A 21,617-nucleotide genomic window follows, 5' to 3' on the forward strand; every position below is an offset into this window, starting at 1 on the left:
TGGACGCCACTCTCACCGCGAGATCGACTTCGTTTCAGATCCACTTTCAGGATTACCTCGTGGGCAAATTTCTCGCTGTGTGCGGCCAGCGCGGCATCATCCGTAGAGATTTCAAGCCCTCATTCAAATAACGAGTTCGCCCGAGTCATAGCGCAGAAAGTAGCGATCGTCGCGACGGAGCATTTCGATACCGAAGTCAAAAAAGATATGCTGCTCGCGCATGGCGCCCCGTTCAAACGTGCGCAGGTGCGTTGAGCGAGTTTGTTGTCGATTTGTGCATCGTTCTCGATGGGCCGAAAATGGCCGAGGCTGTGTCAAAACGCCGGTGATCGCCTAGGGAAATGCTGATTAATGGGCCAACTGCCGACGTTTCAGGTGAGACGACGTCGAACTTTCCGGATAACGAATCGAATCGGCGCTCATTTCGGTGCAGTTGGCTCGTAAACGAGCCTCCCTGCTCGCATTTTTCACGCGCATGACGGACTGCTCCCATGAGCCGAACGCAGCCGGTTTCGTACGATCACCAGGTTCGCCAGGGCGAACAGACTGAACAGCTGCGCCGTGTTCTTGGCCAGTCCCTTGTAGCGCACCTTGCGATAACGGAACAGGTTCTTGACGATATGAAACGGATGCTCGACCCGCGCGCGGATTTGCGCCTTGGTTCGCTCGACCGTGGTCTCCAGATCCTTCAGCGGGCCATCCTGCATCGCCTTGATCTTTCCGCGCTTGGCCGCCACACGCCATTTCACCAGCTTGCCGTTCATTTCGTCGCGTTTGTCCACGCCGATGTAGCCCGCGTCGCCGAACGCTTCCTCTTCATGCCCGTGCAGCAGGGCGTGAGCCTGCGAAACGTCCGACACGTTGGCCGCCGTGCCCACCACGCTGTGAACCAGCCCCGAATCGGCGTCGACCCCGAGATGGGCCTTCATCCCAAAGTGCCAGGCGTTTCCTTTCTTCGTCTGATGCATCTCCGGGTCGCGGCTCTTCTCGGCGTTCTTGGTCGACGACGGCGCTTCGATGATCGTCGCGTCGACCAAGGTACCTTCCTTCATCATCAGCCCGCGTTCGCACAGCGAGATACCGATCTCATCGAACAGCTTGCGCGTCAGGTCATGCTCGAGCAGCAGGCGCCGGAACTTCAGCAGCGTGGTCGCATCCGGCACATTCTCGACAGCCAGATCGATTCCCGCGAAGGCACGCATCGCGATGCTGTCGTACAGCGCGTCTTCCAGCCCTTCGTCCGACAGGCCGTACCACTGCTGCAGGAAATAGATTCGAAGCATCCGCTCCAGACCTATCGGCCGACGGCCGCGCTCACCCTTCGGATAGTACGGCTCGATCGCCGTCAGCAACCGCGGCCACGGCACGAGCTTCTCCATCTCGTCCAGGAAACGCTGACGCCGGGTCACGCGCTTCTTGCCCGCACTTTCCGCTTCCGCAAAGCTCATCTGCCGCTTCATCATCGAGGATCCGTTCCGTGAACTGCCTTCTACAACGTTCTCGGCTACGTCAGCGATGACCGCCGAGCTGGATAAATCAGTGTTTCCCTAGACTGAATCAACCTGTTGGGGCGCGAGGCGAAGATGGGGCGATTTGTCGAAGGTGCAGACCGTAATCAGGCCGTGCTGCTGCCGGAATGCCTCGATGACTTCATCGCCGAGGACAATCCGGTCAGGATTATCGACGCATTCGTCGAAGAGCTCGAACTGGTTTCCCTGGGATTTGAAGGGGCCACGCCTGCGGCCACAGGCCGGCCGTCTTACCACCCGACTGTGCTGCTCAAGATCTACATCTACGGCTATCTCAATCGTGTGCAGTCGAGCCGTCGCCTGGAGCGAGAGTGCCAGCGCAATGTCGAACTGATGTGGTTGACTGGCCGGCTTGCGCCGGACTTCAAGACCATTGCCGAGTTCAGGCGAAGCAATGGAGAAGGCATTCGCAACGTATGCCGACGCTTCGTGATGTTGTGCCGTGACCTGAAGCTGTTCACGCAAGCGGTCGTGGCGATCGACAGCAGCAAGTTCAAAGCGGTCAACAGCCGCGACCGGAACTTCACGCCCAACAAGATTGAGAAGCGCCTCGAGCAGATCGAGCAAAGCATTCAGCGGTACCTGGATGCATTGGAGACGGCTGATCGCACTCAACCGGTCGAGGTAGAGGCGAAGACCGAGCGACTACAGGAGAAGATCGACATGCTGCGCGAACAGATGCGAGATCTGAATCGTGCAGCAGAAATCCTGAAAGGCCTCCCCGAAAAGCAGGTCTCGCTAACCGATCCCGACTCACGCTCGATGATCTCGCAGGCCAAAGGCACGGGCGTGGTTGGCTACAACGTTCAGGTAGCCGTCGACACCCGGCATCACCTCATCGTGACGCACGAAGTGACGAACGTCGGCAGCGATCGGGCGCAGTTGAGCCCGATGGCCAAGGCCGCGCGCGATGCCATGGGCAAGAAGAAGATGAAGGCACTGGCAGACCGTGGATACTTCAGTGCACCCGAAATCAAGGCGTGCGATGACGCTGGCATTGCTGCATTGGTGCCCAAATCGCAGACATCCAGCGCCAAGGCCGACGGGCGGTTCGACCGGGCTGACTTCGTCTATATCGTCGAGGATGATCAGTATCAGTGCCCGGCCGGTCAACGGGCGATTTACCGATACAGTTCAGTTGAGGGCGGCAACCTGATGACCCTGCGTACCTACTGGAGCAGTGCGTGTCCGCGATGCCCGATCAAGAGCCAGTGTACGCCGGCTGATTACCGACGAATCCGGCGGTGGGAGCACGAAGCGGTGCTTGAGGCGATGCAGCAAAGGCTGGATCACCAGCTCAACGCCATGACGATACGACGCCGTACAGTCGAACATGTGTTCGGCACGCTCAAGCACTGGATGGGCGCGACTCACTTCCAGACACGCGGGCTTGGATGCGTCGCGGCAGAAATGAGCTTGCATGTGCTGGCATACAACCTCAAGCGCGTCATCAGGATTCTGGGGTTCTCCAAGGCGATGCAAGCGATGAGGTTGGCAGGCGTATGATCTCACGCGTTGACGCCCCTAACTGGCATTGCACGATCAGATCCGCCGCTCGCAAACCGGCGCCCTGCAAACGCGCTCATACCCGCACCCCGTTGGTTGGTTATGACGTTTTTACACAGCCTCGGCCAAGACTGTGTGAAAACGCACGCTGAACATGGTTTCCTCACAGATCGACCCTTCAGATCGCGCTGTATTGGCTTGGCAGCAACTCGGGAAGGGTAAAGCGACACTCGAAAACCGGGTTCTTTCGCGTTTTAACATAGCCTCGGCCGACTGCCGCCCAACGTAGTCGGCCGCACCCGCCCCCAAGGCGCCCTTCGAATTTTCAGAAACCGGACTTTTCCCACCACGCATCGGCGTGCTGATCAGATGCGCAGCCCCCGCCGGTGGGCAATCACATTCCCCAGCTCAACGCTCTCCACGACTTCAACGAAGGCTGAATCGACGTCGAAGGCGCCGCTAGCATCGAGCACCGAGCGGGCTCGACGACGCTCGCAATGGCACTGAACGAACTCCTCGCGACGCAAACGCGCGGGTCGCTCGTCAACGAGCCTTGCGGGCCGGCGCATGAGCGGCCGGCGCCGCAAGCGAGACGATGAAGTCGAGAAAAGCACGCACCTTCGCCGGCACGTAGCGCCGCGACGGATACAGCGCATACAGCGGGAAACGGTCATCGGGCCAGTCGGAAAACAGGTCGACGAGCCGGCCGTCCGCGAGTGGCGCTTCGACGCCCAGTTCCATCACCTGCGCGATCGCGTGGCCGGCGAGACAGACGCTGTGCATCGTCCCGACGTCGTTCACCGTCAACCGGCCCGCGACATCGACGACGAGCTTCTTGCGCCCGCGATGAAACTCCCAGTCGAACGGATGCCCGGTGGCCGGATCGCGATAGCGGATGCACGCATGCGTGTCGCGCTCCAGACCGGCGGGTTGCAGTGGCCGCCCATGCCGCTTCAGATACGACGGCGCGGCGACCGTGAGAATGCGCGTCTCCAGCAGCTTGCGCGCGACGAGCGTCGACGGCTGCGGATGCCCGAAACGCACCGCCAGCTCGAAGCCGTCCGCGATCATGTCGCCAAGCTGATCGCGCGTCACCAGTTCGACCCTGAGCTCCGGATATTCCTCGATGAACGAACCCAACTGCGGACCGAGCACGAACCGCGAGAAAAACGGATCGACGTTCACGCGCAGGCGGCCGCGCACCGCCGTCGCGCCCTGCGTCGCATGGGTCGTCGCTTCTTCGAGCGCCCCCAGCAGCGGCATCACCTGCTCGTAGAAACGGCGGCCTTCGTCGGTGAGCGTGACGGAGCGCGTCGTGCGCTCCAGCAGGCGCACGCCGAGCCGGCCTTCCAGCCGCGCGATCGCCCGGCTCACGCCCGACTGCGACATGTCGAGTATTTCGCCCGCGCCAGCAAAGCTGCCGGTATCGACGATCGCGGCCAACACGCCCATGCCGTTCAGCATACGTTCGTCAAAGCCGGCCATTGATGCCCTCCCGTCATGGATCAAATGACACCGATGTTATCGCGAAGCGAATTGCCGGCGCCCAGAATGGCACCTGTCGAAACGCAAGACACGTGAAACACATCGAACAGGGGAAACGTCATGTTTGCGATCACGGGAATTACAGGGCAGGTGGGCGGAGTCGTCGCGCGGGTGCTGCTTGCGGCGGAGCGGGACGTTCGGGCGGTGGTCCGCGATCCGGCGAAGGGCGCGCAGTGGGCGCAGCAGGGCTGCGACGTCGCGATTGCGCAGATGGACGACGCCGCCGCGCTGTCGCGCGCGTTCGCCGGTACGGAGGGCGTGTTCGTGCTGCTGCCGCCGAACTTCGATCCGTCGCCCGGCTATCCGGAGTCGCGCGCCGCGATTTCCGCGTTGCGCGATGCGCTGCTCGCGGCGCGGCCGGCGCGGGTCGTCTGTCTGTCGACGATCGGCGCGCAGGCCACGGAGGACAATCTGCTGCAGCAACTCGGCGCCATGGAGCGCGAGTTCGCCGCGCTGCCGATGCCGGTCGCATTCCTGCGCGCGGCCTGGTTCATCGAGAACGCGGCGTGGGACATCGCGCCCGCACGCGACACCGGCACGATCCCGTCGTTCCTGACGCCGCTCGACCGGCCGGTGCCGATGGTCGCGACCGCGGACGTCGGCCGCGTCGCCGCCGACCTGCTGCGCGATACCTGGACCGGCAGCCGCATCGTCGAGTTCGAAGGGCCGCGCCGCGTGTCGCCGAACGACATCGCCGCGACCCTGTCGCACCTGCTCGGCAAGGACGTGCGCGCGCAGGCGGTGCCGCGCGAGACCTGGGAAGACCTGTTCAGGTCGCGCTGCGCTGTCCGGCGATCTGGCATGCCTGCGCGAAATGGCCGACGTCGCCGCGCAGGCGAACCGGCTGGGACGTTTCGATTCGATCATCCACAACGCGGCGCTCGGGTATCGCGAGCCGCGGCGGATCGAAACGGTCGACGGCTTGCCGCACGTCTTAGCGATCAACACGCTCGCGCCGTACATCTAACCCTACGATTCGCATAACCGTCTCCCGTTTCAGATCACTGTTGGGAGCCGGTGGGACAGCACGACAACTACGGATTCGCGCTCGCAGCGCAACCGGGCGGGTCGCAGGGGCGGCCAACTACTAACACGAGCTCGCGGCTCATCGTATAGGAACGGCCTGCCCACCCGAAGTGCTCCCCAGTGCCCCATGTCCCGGATGGTCACACCATACGCTCAAACCGCTCGGCGCGGGAACGCGAGGCACCGGCTATATCATGCCGGTTACTGACCGCATTGATAGATAAACCGCGGCGGCTGATCTATCTGAGTTCGGGTCTGCATCGCAGCGGCGACGCGAGCCTCGACGATCTCGAATGGCGCACACGCCGATGGGACGGCACGGCCGCGTATTCGGACTCGAAGCTGCATGACGTGCTGCTCGCGTTCGCGATTGCGCGGCGCTGGCCGGACGTGCTGTCGAATGCGCTCGAACCGGGCTGGGTCGCGACGAAGAAGGGCGGCCCCGGCGCGCCCGACGATCTCGATGCGGCGCCGCGCACCCAGGTCTCGCTCGCGGCCAGCGACGATCCCGCGGCGCGCGTCAGCGGGCAGTACTTCTATCATCTGATGCCGCGGCCGACGCATCCGGACGCGCACGATCCCGAAGTGCAGGACCGGCTGATCGACGAATGCCGCCGGCTGTCGGGCGTCGTGCTGCCGGACTAGCGGCCGGGTAGCCACGGTTACGCCGTGCTCACTGGCACCGTCGACCACGTGCCCGCCGGCTCTCGCCGCTGACGCGCCGGATCGTCAATGATCCGGCGCGATGCGGCGAACGTCTCCAACGTGCCGAACTGAGTCAGCCAATCTGACGCGGTCTGTTTGGTCGAGTCCAGCCTATACGCGTCACGACCACGCCGCCGCAACTTCGTCGCCGCCCACCGCTCGCACCGCTTCGGGCACACCCGTTGCTGCGTATGGTCATGGACCTCGCCCTCATCACCTACCCGCCTCGCATGACGCTCCCCGACCCGTCCGATTTTCCGGTGCGCGCGGTGCCGCTCGCACCGTTGACGAAGGAGCGCGCGACGATCGTCTGCCATCGCAACGGCCGCGTCCTGCTGGTCGCGCGCCGGCAAGCGCTGCGCTGGACGTTGCCGGGCGGCATGATCCGGCGCGGCGAGTCGGCGCTCGAGGCCGCGCATCGCGAACTGCAGGAGGAGACGGGCCTCGTCGGTCTCGACCTCGCGTATTTCTTCTACGTGGACGGCAGCGCGAAACGTCACCACGTATTCGTCGCGAAGCTGCCGCCGGGCAAGCACGCGCGCGCGGGTCGCGAGATCGCGCTGTGCCGCTGGGTTCGCCTCGACGCGGTGTCGCACTGGCCGACCAGCGCACCCACGCAACGCATCGCACGTCAGCTCGCGACGCTCTGCGAGCAGCATGTCGGCGCCTGCGTCGCGCTCAGCGCCCTTCGCGGGTCGCGCTGACGCCCGCCGCGGCCGAAGCCGGATCAGGCGGCTCGCGCTCGAGCCCCTGCGCGAACACCTTCAACCCTTCGAGCAGCGGCGTCAGCGCATCCCACAGCGCCTCGTCGTGCAGCAGCCGATACGCGCCGCGCACGCCCGGCGCGACGTGCTCGTGCTCGGCCGATTTCCACGCGCCGACGTGATGCAGCGCGTCGGCAGCCGCGAAGGCGACCTTGCCGAACTGCTCGGGCGGAATCCGCGACAGCGCCATCAGCAGCGTCATCAGGTTCTGTACGCCGGATTGCATGCCGGGCTTGTCGAACGCGTCGACGAGCCGCTGCGCCATCTGCGCGTTCGCGCTGACGACTTCGTTCGCGAAGTTCAGAAAACCGTGCCGGTGCAGGCTGCCCAGCAGGCTCTCCAGCGCGTTGTGCGCGCCGGGTTCGGGTGTCGCAGGCGTCGTGTCGGAGAACGGACGATCGGACATCGGCAAGGCTCCGGTGAAGCGCCGCGCAGCCGCCGTTACGCGCGCCGCGCGTGCGCGGGTTCGGGTCGGCCCGCGCCGGCCGCATGCGGCGACGCGAGCCATGCGGCGTCAGTGCATGGGGCCGGCGGGCGGCGCCTTGTATTCGCTGCGCGCGCCCATCGCGTCCTCGACGGTCTGCACGCCGCGCAGCCCGGCGATGCCGTCGACCAGCGCATGCCGCTCGGTTTCCTCGACCTGCCCGCTCAGGCGCACGTGCCCGTGCTCGACGCTCACGTCGACGTCGCGCGGATGTGCGACCAGATGGCCCAATGCGGCGCGTACGCGCTCGGCGATCTGCACGTCGTCGGCTTCGCCGGCGAACCAGTCGGCATGCAGCCCGGCGATCGCGCCACGCGCATGATCGGCCGCGCGCCGCGCCTGAGCGCTCGCATAGTCGGCGACGCCGTCCCGGCCCGCAGCGGCCTTGTCGCGCACGTACGCGCGCCGCCGCCGGCCCGACGCCGGATCGAGAAAGTACATCGCCGCCGCGCCGCATGCGACGGCCGCGACCAGATTCAACAATGGATGAGTGGAACGTGTTCTGGAGGTCATATCTGCACCGTAGGTCGATACCCGGAACCGCCGGGCTTCGTCGTCACGCGCAGCATCGGCCGTTCCTCGTGCGAGCGCACGGGCCGTCGCGGGCCTGGCGGGCAGCCGATCGGCGGCGCAGCAGCAGGTGCAGCCGCGGCGTACTGGCGCCGCGCGCGGTTGCGACGGGGCCGAGCCGCGGCGGACAACCGGGCAAGGCAGCGCTGCCGAGGCGCCGGCGGTACGCCCCAAATGACAAGCGCTTGAAAATTCCGCGATCACTGCACGGCTTGCGGCCGCGGCGAACGTGCGGGCGGCAGGCGTGGTGCGCTCACCCCGCCACGCGGCCCCGTCAACCGACTCCTCCGAGTGGCGCTTCCATGGGGCCTACTCCGACGGGCTCCTCCAGCGGCTCGTCCATGCCCGCTCCCCCTGGGTCGCTCTATGCGCCCGCCCGCCCCTCCGCCCCATCGATCGTCCCAGCCGGACGCCCCCACCCCAACGCCCAAAACGGCGCTAAGCAACGGGGAACGCCGCGAACCCCGCGCCCCCTGCACGCCCTCCTGCCCCGCGCGTCCCCCTCACCGCGGCGCATGCGTATCCTCATCGGCGGGAAAGAAGCGAATGTCCGTTAGTTGCGCGATGCCGTCGAGGTCCGGAAAGATCGTCCCGATGCTCACGCCCACGCCCGCCAGCTCGCGCCGGATCGCGGCGAAGCATTCGCCGGGCACGACGATCCGCGTGAGGCGCCCGGCAAGCGCCCGATCTTCGTCGAGCGGCGTGCAGCACCGCGCGTCGGCGTCGTAGCGATGGATCGTGAACCAGCCGTCCTGCGCGGTGATGCGCGGCATCACGTGACGCGGCCGGAATACCGTGGTGCGCGTCACCGCCAGCGGCGCGCGCCGCTCGGCGGCCGTCGCGATGTCGTCGGCGTCGTGCGACAGGCACCACACCGCGCCGTCGCCGCCCGTGCCGTTGGCGGTCCTGACCGCGAACCACAGCGCGGCCAGCGCGTTGCCCGACCAGTCGAGCAGTCGCGTGCGCATCCCGTGCTGCTGCGCGAGCGCGAGCCAGTCGCAGGCGTCGAGGTTCGGCGCAGGATCGAGATGCGGCAGCGCGCGCCGCGTGAACTCGTCGAGCATCCGCGCCTCGAGGTCGGGCGACGCGCACTGGCGCGCGATGCTCGGCACGAGCGGCCAGCCGGCGTTGCATTGCCCGCGAAACAGCCGCGACGGCGTCCCGTCCCGCGCCGCGCCGAGCGCGGTGATGTAGCTCGCGATGCTGTCGATCGTCGGCCCCGCCTTGCCCGCATCACGCCCCATCGCGCGCCCCCGGTTCATTACGGTCACATGTGCTCATAGCCGACGTCGCCGCGCACCTTGCCGCGAAACACCCAGTACGACCAGCACACGTACAGCAGCAGCACGGGCAGCATGAACGCGGTGCCGATCATCAGAAATTCCTGCGACACCTGCGCCGACGCGGCCGACCACAACGTCACCGACGGCGGCGCGACGTGCGGCCACAGGCTGATGGTCAGCCCCGAGAAGCCGAGAAAGAACAGCCCGATCGACGCGACGAACGGCAGCACGTCGCGGCCGCGCCGCAACGCGCGCGCGGCGAGCCACGCAAGCCACGCGGTCAGCACCGGCACCGGCGAGAACACCAGCAGGTTCGGCCACGCGAACCAGCGCGCGGCGATGCCGCGATCGGCGAGCGGCGTCCAGACGCTGACCACGACGATGAACACGATCACGCCGACGAGCGCATGGCGCGCGCTGCGCTGCGCGGCCGCCCGCAACGGCCCTTCGCCCTTCATCACGAGCCACGTGGAGCCGAGCAGCAGATAACCGGCCACGAGGCCGGCCGCGGTGAGCAGCGGGAACGGCGCGACCCAGTCCCAGCTGGTGCCGGCGAAGCGCCCGTCGACGACCTTGAAGCCCTGCACGAACATCCCGAGCACCGCGCCCTGCGCGGCGGTCGCCACCAGCGAGCCGTACGCGAACGCGCCGCGCCAGAGCCGCTTGCGCGCGCCCGTCACGCCGCGAAACTCGAACGCGACACCGCGAAACAGCAGCCCGAGCAGCATCAGCAGCACCGGAAAGTAGACGCCCGGCACGACCACCGAAAACGCGCCGGGGAACGCCGCGAGCAGCAGCGTGCCGCCGAGCACCAGCCACGTCTCGTTGAAGTCCCACACCGGCGACACCGACGCGATCATCACGTCGCGCTCGGCTTCGTCGGTGCGCCAGAAGAACAGCATCCCGACGCCGAGATCGAAGCCGTCCAGCACCACGTACATCAGCACCGACAACGCGAGCACGCCGGCCCACAACGGTACGAGGTCAAGCCCTGTCATGGTTCGCCTCCTGTTGCGCGGCGCCGCTGCCCGACACGGCCGACAGCGGGCGCGCGGCGCGCGCGGACGCATCGTCTTCGGGCGCCGCCGCATGCGCGCGGACCGGCGCGCTCGGCCCGATGCGCACGAGCCTGCGCAGCAGCACGAAGCCCGAGCCGAAAATCACGATGTAGCTGACCACGTAGAGCGCGAGCGACAGCGCGACGTCAGCGGTCGTCAGCGACGGCGTGACCGAATCGGCGGTGCGCATCAGCCCGTAGACCGTCCACGGCTGCCGGCCGACCTCGGTCGTGATCCAGCCGGCGAGCAGCGCGACGAAGCCGATCGGGATCGCCGCCCGGCATGCGCCCAGCCAGCCGCGCCGCTCGTACAGCCGGCCGCCGCGCAGCAGCGTGAGCCCGCGCACGATGATGGCAAGCATCACGACGCCGAGCCCGACCATCAGATGGAACGCGAAGAACACGACCGCCACCGGCGGGCGACGATCGCGCGGCCAGTCCTTGAGCCCGTGCACGAGGCCGTTCCAGTCGTGCGTCAGGTACAGGCTGCCGAGCTTCGGAATCGACACCTCGAAGCGATTGGTTTCGCTCGCTTCGTCCGGCAGCGCGAACAGCGTCGCGGGCACGCCGCGGCCGGTGTCCCACAGCCCTTCCATCGCCGCGAGCTTGGTCGGCTGATGCTCGAGCGTGTTCAAGCCGTGCGCGTCGCCGAGCACGATCTGCACCGGCACCATGATCGCGAGAAACAGCAGCGCCATCTTCACCATCACGCGGCTTTCGTCGGGCGCGCGCCGCTGCAGCAGGTAATGCGCGCCGACGCCGAGCACGACGAACGCGGTCGTCACGAGGAACGCGGTGACGGTATGCGCGAGACGATACGGAAACGACGGGCTCAGCAGCACCGACAACAGGCTGTCCGGATAAAAGCGGCCGTCGACGAGCCGGTAGCCGGTCGGCGTCTGCATCCAGCTGTTCACGGCGAGAATCCAGAACGACGACAGCAACGTGCCGAGCGCGACCATCACCGCGGACAGCGCATGCGCCCACTGCGGCACGCGCGAGCGGCCGAACAGCAGCACGCCGAGAAACGCCGATTCGAGAAAGAACGCGGTCAGCACCTCGTACGCCATGAAGCCGCCGACGACGTTCGACGTCGCCGCGACGAACCGGCTCCAGTTCGTGCCGAACTGGAACGGCATCACGATGCCGGACACGACGCCCATTCCGAACGACACCGCGAAGATCCGCAGCCAGAACGTCGACAGCCGCGCATAGACGTCGCGCCCGGTGGCCCAGCGCAGCACCTCGAGCGTCGCGATGAAGCACGACAGCCCGACGGTGAACGCGGGCAACAGGATATGCAGCGCGATCACCCAGGCGAACTGGAAGCGCGACAACAGCAATGCATCGATTTCCATGCGGTGCTTCCCCCGGTCTCGATGCGCGGCAGCGAGCCAGCGCGATGCCGCGGCGACGGGCGCGCGCGCCGCGCGAGTGCCGCCGCGCCGCCGCGGCGCGGTGGCGATCAGCGCGTCGCGCCGTGTTCCTTCTGCCAGCGTTCCATCAGCGCGATCTCGTCGCGCTGCGCGGCGATGATCCGGCTCGCGAGCTTGCGCAGCGTCGGGTCCTTGCCGTATTTCAGCTCGACCTGCGCCATGTCGATCGCGCCCTGGTGGTGCGGGGCCATGTGCGACACGAAATCGCGATCGGCGTCGCCGGTGTAGGGCGCGCCTTCCATCGCGTCCATCATCTTGCGGTCGGCGCGCTTGTAGGCGGCCGTCGACGAATCGGGCGTCGTCGCCGAAGCGGGCGGACGCAACTGGCCCCATGCCGGCGACGCGACGGCGGACACGGCCAGCAGCGCGCAGGCGGCGCGCTGCCAGATCGGGCGGGTGCTGCGGAGAATGGCTGCATGCATAAGTCGGCTCCTCGACGAAGGGTTGAACGAGCGGCGGCGGCGCTCATCGCCAGCGCGCACGCGCATGCGCGTCGCCGCGCGCCACCAGCGTGCGGATGCGATCGGCGGTGCGGCACGCGATCGCCTGGATCGTCAGCGACGGGTTCACGCCGCCGACGGTCGGAAACACCGAGCCGTCGCAGATCCACAGGTTCGGGATGTCCCAGCTGCGGCAGTCGGCATCGACGACGCTCGTGGCCGGATCGCTGCCCATCCGCGCGGTGCCCGCGAGATGGCAGGTGTCGTCGTCCTCGTGCCAGATGTCGCGCGCGCCGGCGGCTTCCAGCGAGCGGTCCATCTGCGCGAACGCGTGACGGATCATCCTGCGGTCGTTGTCGTCATATGCATAGGTGACGCGCGCGACCGGCAGCCCGAACGCGTCGCGCTCGTCGGCGAGCGTCACGCGGTTGTCGGCGCGCGGCAGCGTCTCGCCGACGATCTTCAATCCAGCCTGGAAGTTGTAACGCGCCATCTCGCGCTTCAGCGCGTCGCCCCACAGCCCGCGCGCAGCGAGCTTTCTCGCCCATTCGATCGGCAGCGGCCCCTGGCTCATCCAGCAGTAGCCGCCGAAGAAGTCCTTGCCGTCGTCCGCGTAGTTCCAGTGTTCGGTGAGCGCGAGCGACGGCGGGCCCTTGTACCAGCGCACCTCGTCGTCCATCGTCCCCCACGACGCCTGGTTCAGCTGCGCCATCAGATAGCGGCCGACGAGGCCCGAGCTGTTCGCGAGCCCCTGCGGATGACGGCCGTTCGCGGACAGCAACAGCAGCCGCGGCGTCTCGATCGCATAGCCGGCGACGACCACGTTGCGCGCGCGCTGGAAGTGCGTACGGCCGTCGCGCTGGTAATGCACGCCGGTGACCCGATCGCCCGCGGCCTCGATCCGCAGCGCCATCGCGAGATCGCGCACTTCGGCGCCCGCCGCGACCGCGCGCGGTATCCACGTGACGAGCGCGCTCTGTTTCGCATTGGTCGCGCAGCCGGCGATGCAGAAGCCGCGATACACGCACGGATGCGCGCGGCCGCGCGGCGCGGACAGCGTCGCGAGCGGCGTCGGCGTCCAGTCGATGCCCATGGCCTCCGCGCCGCGCGCGAGCACCAGCGCGGCCGCGTTCAGCTCGTGCGCACGGTACGGATAGCGAGGCCGCGCCGGCCCCCACGGGTAGCGGACCGGCCCGCTGATCTTCAGCGCCTGCTCGACCTCGCGGTAGTAACGCCACATCTCGCGCCAGTCGAGCGGCCAGTCGACGCCGTAGCCGAGCGCGCTGCGCGAGCGGAACCACTCGGGCCGGAACCGCAGCGACACCATCGCGAAGTGCACGGTGCTGCCGCCGATCGCGCGGCCGCTGTTGTTGGTGCCGAGCGTCAGCGGGTTCGCGCCGTCGCAGATGCGCTCGTCGGTCCAGAACAGCTTGCGCTGGTGCGACTCGTCGGACGCGAATTCCTCCAGCGGCCGCCACCACGCGCCCGCATCGAGCGCGACGACCGAGTAGCCGTGCTCGGCGAGCCGGCACGCGAGCGTGCCGCCGCCCGCGCCGGTGCCGACGATCACGAAGTCGACCGGCTCGTCGTCGCGGAACATCCGCATCGGCGACCAGCCGCCCACCCGCAACGGGTCGGGCGCGCGGCCGTCGCGGCCGCGCGGTGCGTCGGCGGCGCCGCGCGCGTCAGTGCTCATCGCGTGCGCCCTCCGCGTCCACCTGCGCTTCCCACGGATCGCGCCGGTTGAAATCCATCCGCACGTAGCCGCGCGGGCTCGCGGGGCCGCCGAAGCCGATCTCGTTCCACGCGAACGGATGGCTGTAATACGCGCCGCAGATGTCGACCAGCACGCGCTTCGCGAAGAACGTGCGCGGATCCATGCCGGCCCACGCGGCCTCGCTCTGCGCGTCGATGCGGCCTTGCTGCACGGCGCGCAGCAGCGCATCGGCGGCGTGCGCGTCGAGCGCGTCGAGCGCCGCGAACGGGCGCGCGTGCGCGTGGCGCGCCATCGTGTCGAGCGCGGCGAGGCCGATGCGCCACGCGGCGCGCAACGACGGCAGCCGCGCGTCGCGGAAGCCGTCGCCTTCGTCGCTCGCGAGCCGCGCATCGATCAGCGCGGCGGTCGGCACGCCGCCGGCGTCGCCCTGGCGTTGCGGCACGATGCGCGCGCACACGGCGCCGAGCGTCGCGAACTGCGCGGCATCGTGATGACGCGGCGCCGTGGCGGCGACCTGCAGGCGCGCATCGATCGCGCGACGTGTCGCGTCGTTCCACGACGGCGTGTCGCGCTTCGCGAGCACGTCGTAGCCGCGATAGCTGGGCAGCGCCGCTGCGTCGGTATGTGCGGATGCATTCATCCGCTCGTCGGCCGGCTTCATCGCGCCTCCCGTTCGGCGAGCGCGGTCGCCGCAAGCCCGGCGATCGCCAGCGCCGTGAAGCTCGGCGGCGCCGGCAGCGGCGGCCCCGACAACACGTTCTGCGACCAGTTGCGCCAGCCGCCCATCTGGCGCGCGATGCCGCGCGCATGAAACGCGACGCCGACGCAGCCGAGCACGGCCGTCGCGCGCATCCACCATCGACAGAACGGCCGCTCGCCGCGCGGGCGCGACAGCGCGATCTGCGCGGCCGCGAGCGCGGCCACCGGCGGCACGACGAGCGGCACGAACATCGCGCGATGCTGGAACGCCCCGCGAAAATGCAGCAAGCCGACTTCGCCGAGCGTCCCGACGAGGCCGGCCGCGACCAGCCCGGCGAGCGCGCGCCCGCCCGGCAGGCCGGCCAGGCGCGGCGCGTCGGCCGGACACGCACGCAGCCGCTCGCCCGCGGCGCCGAGCATGCCCGACAGCAGCAGCGCGAACGGCGCACCGAGCGGCGCGCCGTAGAACAGGTTGTGCCAGCTGAAGCCGCCCGGCCGCTTCGTCACGTTGTAGACGTGGAACGCCGAGCCAGCCACGCCGACCGCGGCCGACGCGACATGCACCGCATCGCGCAGCCGGTGGCGCTCGGGCGTGTCGTCGGCATGGCCGTGCACGCTCGCGAGCACCGACAGCGTCGACGCGATCAGCGGCGCGACCATCGCGCGGTTGTGCAACGTGCCGCGATAGTGCTCGACGCCGCTGTCGGCGAGCACCGATCCGGCCAGCAGCAGCGCGCTGCGATTGAGCAGCCGCGCGGCATCGGTCAGCAACCGGTCGGGCTCGGCTTTGCGCTGTCGGCGATGTTGCATTCGTCCTCCTCGCTCGTGGCGGTGGTGGGTCGCGCGGGTTCGTCAGAGCGCGAAGCCGGCGACGTCGGCTTCGCGCAGTTCGAGGCCGAGCCCCGCGCGCGTCGCATCGATTTCGAGTGCGCCGTCGACCAGCTGCGGCGCACCGTCGAACATCATTCGCTCGATCCGCACGTGATCGTGAAACCACTCGACGTGACGCATCCGCGGCGCGACGCAACCGACGTGCCGGTGCAGCGCGGGCGCGCAGTGGGCCGACAGGTCGACGTGGTGCGCCGCGGCCAGCGCGCCGGCCGCCAGAAAACCGCTGACGCCGCCGCAGCGCGTCGCATCGGCTTGCAGCACGTCGACCGCGCGGCCTTCGAGCAGGCGCCGGAAGTCGTCGGGCGTGTACGCGTATTCGCCCGCCGCGACGTCGATCTGCGCGCCGACGTGCTCGCGCACGAAGCGCAGCCCGTCGACGTCGTCGCTGCTGACCGGCTCCTCGAACCAGCGGATCGCGCAGTCGGCCGCCGCGTCCGCGAACGCGAGCGCCGTGCGCGGCGCATACGCGCCGTTCGCGTCGACGAACAGGTCGACGTCGGGGCCGAGCGCGGCGCGCGCGAGCCGCACGCGCGACGGGTCGCGCGCATCGTCCGTGCCGATCTTGACCTTGCATGCATGCACGCCGTCGCTGCGCCAGCCGTCGAGCTGCGACGCGAGCGTCGCGTCGTCGTAGGTGGTGAAGCCGCCGCTGCCGTACACCGGCACGCGCTCGCGCGCACGGCCGAGCAGCATCGCCAGCGGCACGCCCGCGAGCTTCGCCTTCGCGTCCCACAGCGCCGTGTCGAGCGCGGAAATCGCGGTGGCCGCGATGCCGGCCCGCCCGACGTTGCGCACCGCGCGCCACATCGCGTCGACGGCGGCCGGAATGTCGACGAGCGGCCGGTGGCGCAACACGCCTGCAATGAGTGACGTCGCGAGCGTCGCGGCGCTCGCGTCGCTGTACGTGTAGCCGAGGCCGGTGACGCCCGCGGCGTCGATCTCGACGACGACGATCGTCGTCGCCGTCCACGCATAGGTGCCGTCGGCCTCGGGCCGATCGGTCGGCACGCGGTATGCGCGGGCTCGCACGTCGTCGATCGTCGGTGCCGCGGAAAGTGCCATCGTTGCGCTCCGGAACGCTTGCGGTTTGCTTGCAGTTGATCTGCGGGTTGTCTGTAACGACGGCGTGCAACGCGCGTGCCCGGCGCAAGCGGCCGCGGGCCGCACGGCACGGCACGGCGCTTGCGCGCCGCCCTGCAGCGCGGCGTGCGGCGAGGTCGGTTCGCGCGACGCATCGGCTCATCCGGAACGAAGGAGAATCGGCATGGCGACAGTGGCGGATTTCATCGTCGAACGGCTGTACGACTGGGGCGTGCGGCGCGTGTACGGCTACCCCGGCGACGGCATCAACGGCTTTTTCGGCGCGCTCGCGCGAGCCGGCGGCAAGATCGAATTCATCCAGGCGCGTCACGAGGAGATGGCGGCCTTCATGGCATCGGCGCATGCAAAATTTACAGGCGAGCTCGGCGTATGCGTCGCGACCTCCGGCCCCGGCGCCGCGCATCTGGTGACCGGGCTGTACGATGCGCGGCTCGATCACATGCCGGTGCTCGCGATCGTCGGCCAGCAGGCGCGCACCGCGCTCGGCGGCCACTATCAGCAGGAGGTCGATCTGCCGGCGCTGTTCAAGGACGTCGCCGGTGCTTTCGTGCAGCTTGCAGTGGTGCCCGGCCAGGTGCGCCATCTCGTCGACCGCGCGGTGCGCACCGCGCTCGGCGCGCGCACGGTCACGGCGCTGGTGCTACCGAACGATCTGCAGGAGCTCGACTACGCGCCGCCGAAGCGCGCGCACGGCACCGTCCATTCGGGCGTCGGCTATACGCGGCCAAAGGTCGTGCCGTACGCGGACGACCTGCAGCGCGCGGCCGACGTGCTCAACGCCGGCAAGAAGGTCGCGATGCTGGTGGGCGCCGGCGCGCTGCACGCGACCGACGACGTGATCGCGGTGGCCGACCGGCTCGGCGCGGGCGCCGCGAAGGCGTTGCTCGGCAAGGCCGCGTTGCCGGACGACCTGCCGTGGGTGACCGGCTCGATCGGGCTGCTCGGCACCAAGCCGAGCTACGAGCTGATGAACGAATGCGACACGCTGCTGGTGGTCGGCTCCGGCTTCCCCTACTCGGAGTTTCTGCCCAAGGAGGGCCAGGCGCGCGGCGTGCAGATCGACCTGAAGGCCGACATGCTGAGCCTGCGCTATCCGATGGAAGTAAACCTCGTCGGCGACAGCGCCGAGACGCTGCGCGCACTGCTGCCGCTGCTGAAGGAGCGGCAGGACACCGCGTGGCGCGACCGGATCGCCAAATGGAATGCCGACTGGCACGACACGCTCGCCGCGCGCGCGGCCGCGAAGGCGAGCGCGGGCCGCGGCGTGAACCCGCAGCGCGCGTTCACCGAGCTGTCCCCGCGCCTGCCCGCCGACGTGATCCTGACGAGCGATTCGGGCTCCTGCGCGAACTGGTATGCGCGCGACCTGATGATCCGGCGCGGGATGATGGGCTCGCTGTCGGGCGGCCTGGCGTCGATGGGCGCGGCCGTGCCGTATGCGATCGCCGCGAAGTTCGCGTATCCGCTGCGCCCGGTGATCGCGATGGTCGGCGACGGCGCGATGCAGATGAACAACATGGCCGAGCTGATCACCGTCGCGAAATACTGGCGGCAATGGGCCGACCCGTGCTGGATCTGCATGGTGCTGAACAACGAGGACCTGAACCAGGTCACGTGGGAGCAGCGCGTGATGGAAGGCGATCCGAAGTTCGACACGTCGCAGCAGATTCCGAACGTGCCCTACTACCGCTTCGCGACGCTGGTGGGGCTCAAGGGCATCTACGTCGACGATCCGGAACAGCTCGGCGCCGCGTGGGAAGAGGCGCTCGCGTCCGACCGGCCGGTCGTGCTCGAAGTGAAGAGCGACCCGGAAGTGCCGCCGCTGCCGCCGCACGTCACGCTGCAGCAGGCGAAGCACTTCGCGCAGGCGCTCGTGAAGGGCGACCCGCGCGAAGCGAACGTGATCGTCGAAACCGCGCGGCAGGTGTTGTCGGCCGTGCTGCCGGGCAACGGCGAGCGCGGCGGCGACGGGCACAAGGGAGAGTCGTAGGCGTACGCGGCGGCCGACGGCGCGCGACGGCGGATCGACGCGGCAGCGTCAGCGACGATCGCAGCTGCCGCTGCCGTCGTCGCCTTCGTCGCGCTGCAACGCGAGCGCCGCGTTCACGAGCCCGACGTGCGCGAGCGTGAACGGAAAATTGCCGCACATGCGCCGTGCGTCGACGTCGTATTCCTCGGCAAGCAAGCCCACGTCGTTGCGCAGTGCGAGCAGGCGTTCGAACAAGGCGCGCGCGTCGGCGTCGCGGCGCTGCATCCCATACACCTGCGCGAGCCAGAAGCCGGCGGCAACGAACGCGCCCTCGTCGCCCTCGCAACCATCGGCGAAATGCGACGACCGGTAGCGCAGCGGCAGGCCGTCGACCAGCAGCTCGCGCTCGATCGCGGCGACGGTCGCCGCGACCCGCGGATCCGACGCGTCGAGCATGCCGGTTAGCGGAATCAGCAACAGGCTGGCGTCGAGGCCGTCGCCGTCGTAGCGATCGACGAAGCGGCCGAGCCGCGCATGGTAGCCGTGCGCGAGCACGTCGGCGCGTACTTCGTCGGCCCAGCGCCGCCATGCGTCGAGCGGCGCGCGATGGCCGAACGCGCACGCCGAGTTGGATGCGCTTTCGATGGCCGCCCACACCATCACCTTCGACGACGTGAAGCGGTGCCGGCCGCTGCGCACCTCCCAGATCCCTTCGTCGGGCTCGCGCCAGATCGTCGCGAGATGCTCGAGCAGCCGCCGTTCGAGCAGCCACGCGTCGTCGTCGGGCGGCAGTCCGTGCCGGCGCGCATGGTACAGCGCGCCGAGCACCTCGCCGTACACGTCGAGCTGCAACTGCCCGGCCGCCGCGTTGCCGAAGCGCACCGGCTGCGCGCCTTCGTAGCCGGCCAGATGCGCGGCCTGCCACTCGTCCGCGCGCCGGCTGCCGTCCGCCCCGTACAGCACGCGCAATTGCGCCGGGTGATCGGCGATCGCACGCACCAGCCAGTCGCGCCAGCGCGCGGCTTCGGCGCGATAGCCGCAGCGCGCGAACGCGCGCAACGTGAAGCTCGCGTCGCGCAGCCAGCAGAACCGGTAATCCCAGTTGCGCGCGCCGCCCAGGCGCTCGGGCAGCGAGCTGGTCGGCGCCGCGACGATGCCGCCGGTGCGCACGCTCGACAGCAGCTTCACCGTGATCAGCGCGCGCTCGATCGCGTCGCGATACGGGCCCTGCGCCGCGTTGCAGGCCGACCAGTCGCGCCAGAACGCATGCGTGTCGCCCAACGACGCGTACGCGTCGGGCACCGCCGGCGGCCGGTCGTACGAGCGCGCGTAGCTGATGCACAGCTGCGCGCGCTCGCCCGCCGCGATGCGCTGCGTGCCGACCAGCCGGTCGGCCCGCACGTCGAGCCGCACGTCGCTGTCGACCCACATCGCGTCGCCGCCCGTCATCATCCGCCAGCGCCGGCCGACGCGTTGGCACCACGGCAACGCACGGCCGTAGTCGAAGCGCACGCCGAGATCGACGTCGAGCGTTACGGTGCCGCGCTCGCCGCGCACGCTGCGGATCAGGCACGGGTCGCGCGCGGCCCAGCTCATCCAGTCGAGCACGCGCACGCAGCCGGTCGACGTGTCGAAGGTCGTCTCGAGTATCGCGGTGCCGGGCAGATAGCGACGCGTGACACTGGCGGGCGGCTCGTACGGCGCGATGCGCAAGCGGCCGTTCGCCGGCGTGCCGACGAGCGCGGCGAAGCACGGCGGCGAATCGAAGTCGGGCCAGCACAGCCAGTCGATGCTGCCGTCGCGCGCGACGAGCGCGGCGCTGCGGCCGTCGCCGATCAACGCGTAGTCCTCGATGCGCACCGCGCTCACCGTTTGAGCCGGCGCGCGGCGACGAAGCCCGCTGCCAGCAGCGCGCCCACCGCGCCGTACGCGAGCGCGCGCGACGTGCCGAGCCCGGCGTTGGCGCCGCTGCGGCGCGCTTCGGCGCCGAAGGCGCCGCGCGTCCCGTGACGGCCGGGCACCGTATGCCACAGGTTCGATTCGCGCGGGCCGGCCGGCGTATCGCGTTGCTGGCCGCGCACGGCCGTATGGGCCAGATAGCGGTCGAAGCAGCCGGGCGCGAGCGCGTTCGCGACGATCGCGGCCAGCGACGACCAGCCGACCCAGCGCTCGCGGCCCGGATGGCGCGCGGCGCGCACGATCGCGTCGGCCGCAACTTCGGGCGCATAGACGGGTGCCACCGGGCGCGGCTCGTGCGGCAGCGTGGAGGCGGCCCAGTCGAACTGCGGCGTGTCGATCGCCGGCAACTGCACCATCGTCACACGCACGCGGCTGCGCGCATTCAGCAGCTCGCAGCGCAATGCGTCGGTGAAGCCGCGGATCGCGTGTTTCGCGCCGCAGTACGGCGCCTGCAGCGGAATCGACCGGTAGGCAAGCGCGGAGCCGACCTGCACGATCGTGCCGCGGTTGCGCGGCGTCATCCGCGCGAGCGCCGCGCGCGTGCCGTACACGCAGCCGAGATAGGTGACCGCCGTCACGCGCGCATAGTCGTCGGGGGCGATCTCGTCGAATGGCGCGAACACCGTGACCATCGCGTTGTTGACCCACACGTCGAGCGGCCCGAGTTCGTTTTCGATGCGCTCGGCGGCGGCGTCGAGCGCGGCGGCGTCGCTGACGTCGACGGCGATCGGCAGCGCCTCGACGCCATACGCACGCACTTCGCACGCGGTGTCGTGCAGCGCGCGCGGATCGCGCGCCAGCAGCGCGACGTTGGCGCCGCGCCGCGCGAATGCGTGCGCGCACGCGCGGCCCACGCCGGCGCTCGCGCCGGTGATCGCAACCGTCTTCACCGTCTTCACGATGAGGTCCTCCCGTCGGTTCATGGTGTCCGGGCTG

The 21,617-nt window shown here is 69.1% G+C and carries 19 protein-coding genes; 5 read left to right on the top strand and 14 right to left on the bottom strand.

The genetic code is table 11. The annotated features are described in order from the left end of the window. Positions 1-467: 467 nt before the first annotated feature. Entirely contained in the window at positions 468-1,460 is a 993-nt protein-coding gene (locus WJ35_RS17160) for an IS5 family transposase (protein ID WP_060044281.1), read from the bottom strand. Positions 1,461-1,583: 123 nt separating this feature from the next. On the opposite strand from WJ35_RS17160, the gene WJ35_RS17165 reads away from it, so the two are divergent. Next, positions 1,584-3,035 carry an IS1182 family transposase gene (locus tag WJ35_RS17165; protein ID WP_059464014.1) on the top strand — a complete coding sequence of 484 codons (1,452 nt, stop codon included), beginning with the start codon at positions 1,584-1,586 and terminating at the stop codon, positions 3,033-3,035. Between the two features lie 543 nt (positions 3,036-3,578). Here the strand turns inward: WJ35_RS17165 and WJ35_RS17175 are convergent. Continuing rightward, a complete protein-coding gene (locus WJ35_RS17175; RefSeq protein ID WP_069239569.1) occupies positions 3,579-4,520 on the bottom strand; it encodes a LysR family transcriptional regulator in 942 nt (313 codons plus the stop codon). Between the two features lie 120 nt (positions 4,521-4,640). On the opposite strand from WJ35_RS17175, the gene WJ35_RS17180 reads away from it, so the two are divergent. The 3 genes from WJ35_RS17180 (at position 4,641) to WJ35_RS17190 (ending at position 7,015) form a co-directional block, all read left to right on the top strand. Continuing rightward, a complete protein-coding gene (locus WJ35_RS17180; protein WP_011879986.1) occupies positions 4,641-5,564 on the top strand; it encodes an NmrA family NAD(P)-binding protein in 924 nt (307 codons plus the stop codon). 255 nt (positions 5,565-5,819) lie between these two features. After that, positions 5,820-6,251: a short-chain dehydrogenase gene (locus WJ35_RS17185; protein WP_226092245.1), complete on the top strand. Its 432-nt coding sequence runs from the start codon at positions 5,820-5,822 to the stop codon at positions 6,249-6,251. A gap of 251 nt (positions 6,252-6,502) precedes the next feature. Continuing rightward, complete coding sequence (locus WJ35_RS17190; RefSeq protein WP_418219607.1) at positions 6,503-7,015, top strand: NUDIX hydrolase; 513 nt, start codon at positions 6,503-6,505, stop codon at positions 7,013-7,015. Here WJ35_RS17190 and WJ35_RS17195 read toward each other — a convergent pair. The 10 genes from WJ35_RS17195 to WJ35_RS17240 all read right to left on the bottom strand — a co-directional run bounded on the left by WJ35_RS17195 (position 6,990) and on the right by WJ35_RS17240 (position 16,714). Continuing rightward, positions 6,990-7,481: a DUF1641 domain-containing protein gene (locus tag WJ35_RS17195; RefSeq protein WP_011879983.1), complete on the bottom strand. Its 492-nt coding sequence runs from the start codon at positions 7,479-7,481 to the stop codon at positions 6,990-6,992. The two genes, WJ35_RS17190 and WJ35_RS17195, sit on opposite strands and share 26 nt — an antisense overlap. Before the next feature lie 108 nt (positions 7,482-7,589). Next, positions 7,590-8,072 carry a BON domain-containing protein gene (locus WJ35_RS17200; RefSeq protein ID WP_011879982.1) on the bottom strand — a complete coding sequence of 161 codons (483 nt, stop codon included), beginning with the start codon at positions 8,070-8,072 and terminating at the stop codon, positions 7,590-7,592. 560 nt (positions 8,073-8,632) lie between these two features. Beyond that, a complete protein-coding gene (locus WJ35_RS17205; protein WP_011879981.1) occupies positions 8,633-9,373 on the bottom strand; it encodes an FRG domain-containing protein in 741 nt (246 codons plus the stop codon). Between the two features lie 23 nt (positions 9,374-9,396). After that, positions 9,397-10,410, bottom strand: coding sequence for a cytochrome d ubiquinol oxidase subunit II (gene cydB, locus WJ35_RS17210; protein ID WP_069239571.1), 1,014 nt, complete (start codon positions 10,408-10,410; stop codon positions 9,397-9,399). Next, positions 10,397-11,827, bottom strand: coding sequence for a cytochrome ubiquinol oxidase subunit I (locus WJ35_RS17215; RefSeq protein WP_069239572.1), 1,431 nt, complete (start codon positions 11,825-11,827; stop codon positions 10,397-10,399). Before WJ35_RS17215 ends, cydB begins: the two co-directional genes overlap by 14 nt. A gap of 107 nt (positions 11,828-11,934) precedes the next feature. Continuing rightward, on the bottom strand, positions 11,935-12,327 hold the full coding sequence (locus WJ35_RS17220) for a DUF305 domain-containing protein (protein WP_011879978.1): 393 nt from the start codon (positions 12,325-12,327) through the stop codon (positions 11,935-11,937). 43 nt (positions 12,328-12,370) lie between these two features. Then, the gene (locus WJ35_RS17225) at positions 12,371-14,041 is read right to left on the bottom strand and encodes a GMC family oxidoreductase (protein WP_059461174.1); all 1,671 of its coding nucleotides are present in this window, start codon (positions 14,039-14,041) and stop codon (positions 12,371-12,373) included. Further along, positions 14,031-14,702: a gluconate 2-dehydrogenase subunit 3 family protein gene (locus tag WJ35_RS17230; RefSeq protein ID WP_155121949.1), complete on the bottom strand. Its 672-nt coding sequence runs from the start codon at positions 14,700-14,702 to the stop codon at positions 14,031-14,033. The genes WJ35_RS17225 and WJ35_RS17230 overlap by 11 nt, the downstream gene beginning before the upstream one ends. A 17-nt stretch (positions 14,703-14,719) precedes the next feature. Continuing rightward, on the bottom strand, positions 14,720-15,571 hold the full coding sequence (locus tag WJ35_RS17235) for a hypothetical protein (protein WP_011879975.1): 852 nt from the start codon (positions 15,569-15,571) through the stop codon (positions 14,720-14,722). A 42-nt stretch (positions 15,572-15,613) separates the two neighbouring features. Further along, positions 15,614-16,714: an enolase C-terminal domain-like protein gene (locus WJ35_RS17240; RefSeq protein WP_069239574.1), complete on the bottom strand. Its 1,101-nt coding sequence runs from the start codon at positions 16,712-16,714 to the stop codon at positions 15,614-15,616. A gap of 202 nt (positions 16,715-16,916) precedes the next feature. On the opposite strand from WJ35_RS17240, the gene WJ35_RS17245 reads away from it, so the two are divergent. After that, positions 16,917-18,743 carry a thiamine pyrophosphate-requiring protein gene (locus tag WJ35_RS17245; RefSeq protein ID WP_045579613.1) on the top strand — a complete coding sequence of 609 codons (1,827 nt, stop codon included), beginning with the start codon at positions 16,917-16,919 and terminating at the stop codon, positions 18,741-18,743. A gap of 48 nt (positions 18,744-18,791) precedes the next feature. Here the strand turns inward: WJ35_RS17245 and WJ35_RS17250 are convergent, their stop codons facing one another. Continuing rightward, positions 18,792-20,591 carry a glycoside hydrolase family 15 protein gene (locus WJ35_RS17250; RefSeq protein ID WP_069239575.1) on the bottom strand — a complete coding sequence of 600 codons (1,800 nt, stop codon included), beginning with the start codon at positions 20,589-20,591 and terminating at the stop codon, positions 18,792-18,794. Beyond that, entirely contained in the window at positions 20,588-21,571 is a 984-nt protein-coding gene (locus tag WJ35_RS17255; protein ID WP_043292755.1) for an SDR family oxidoreductase, read from the bottom strand. Before WJ35_RS17255 ends, WJ35_RS17250 begins: the two co-directional genes overlap by 4 nt. Positions 21,572-21,617: the final 46 nt, after the last annotated feature.

The organism is Burkholderia ubonensis (assembly GCF_001718695.1).
In the GTDB taxonomy this organism is placed as follows: Bacteria; Pseudomonadota; Gammaproteobacteria; order Burkholderiales; family Burkholderiaceae; genus Burkholderia; species Burkholderia ubonensis_B.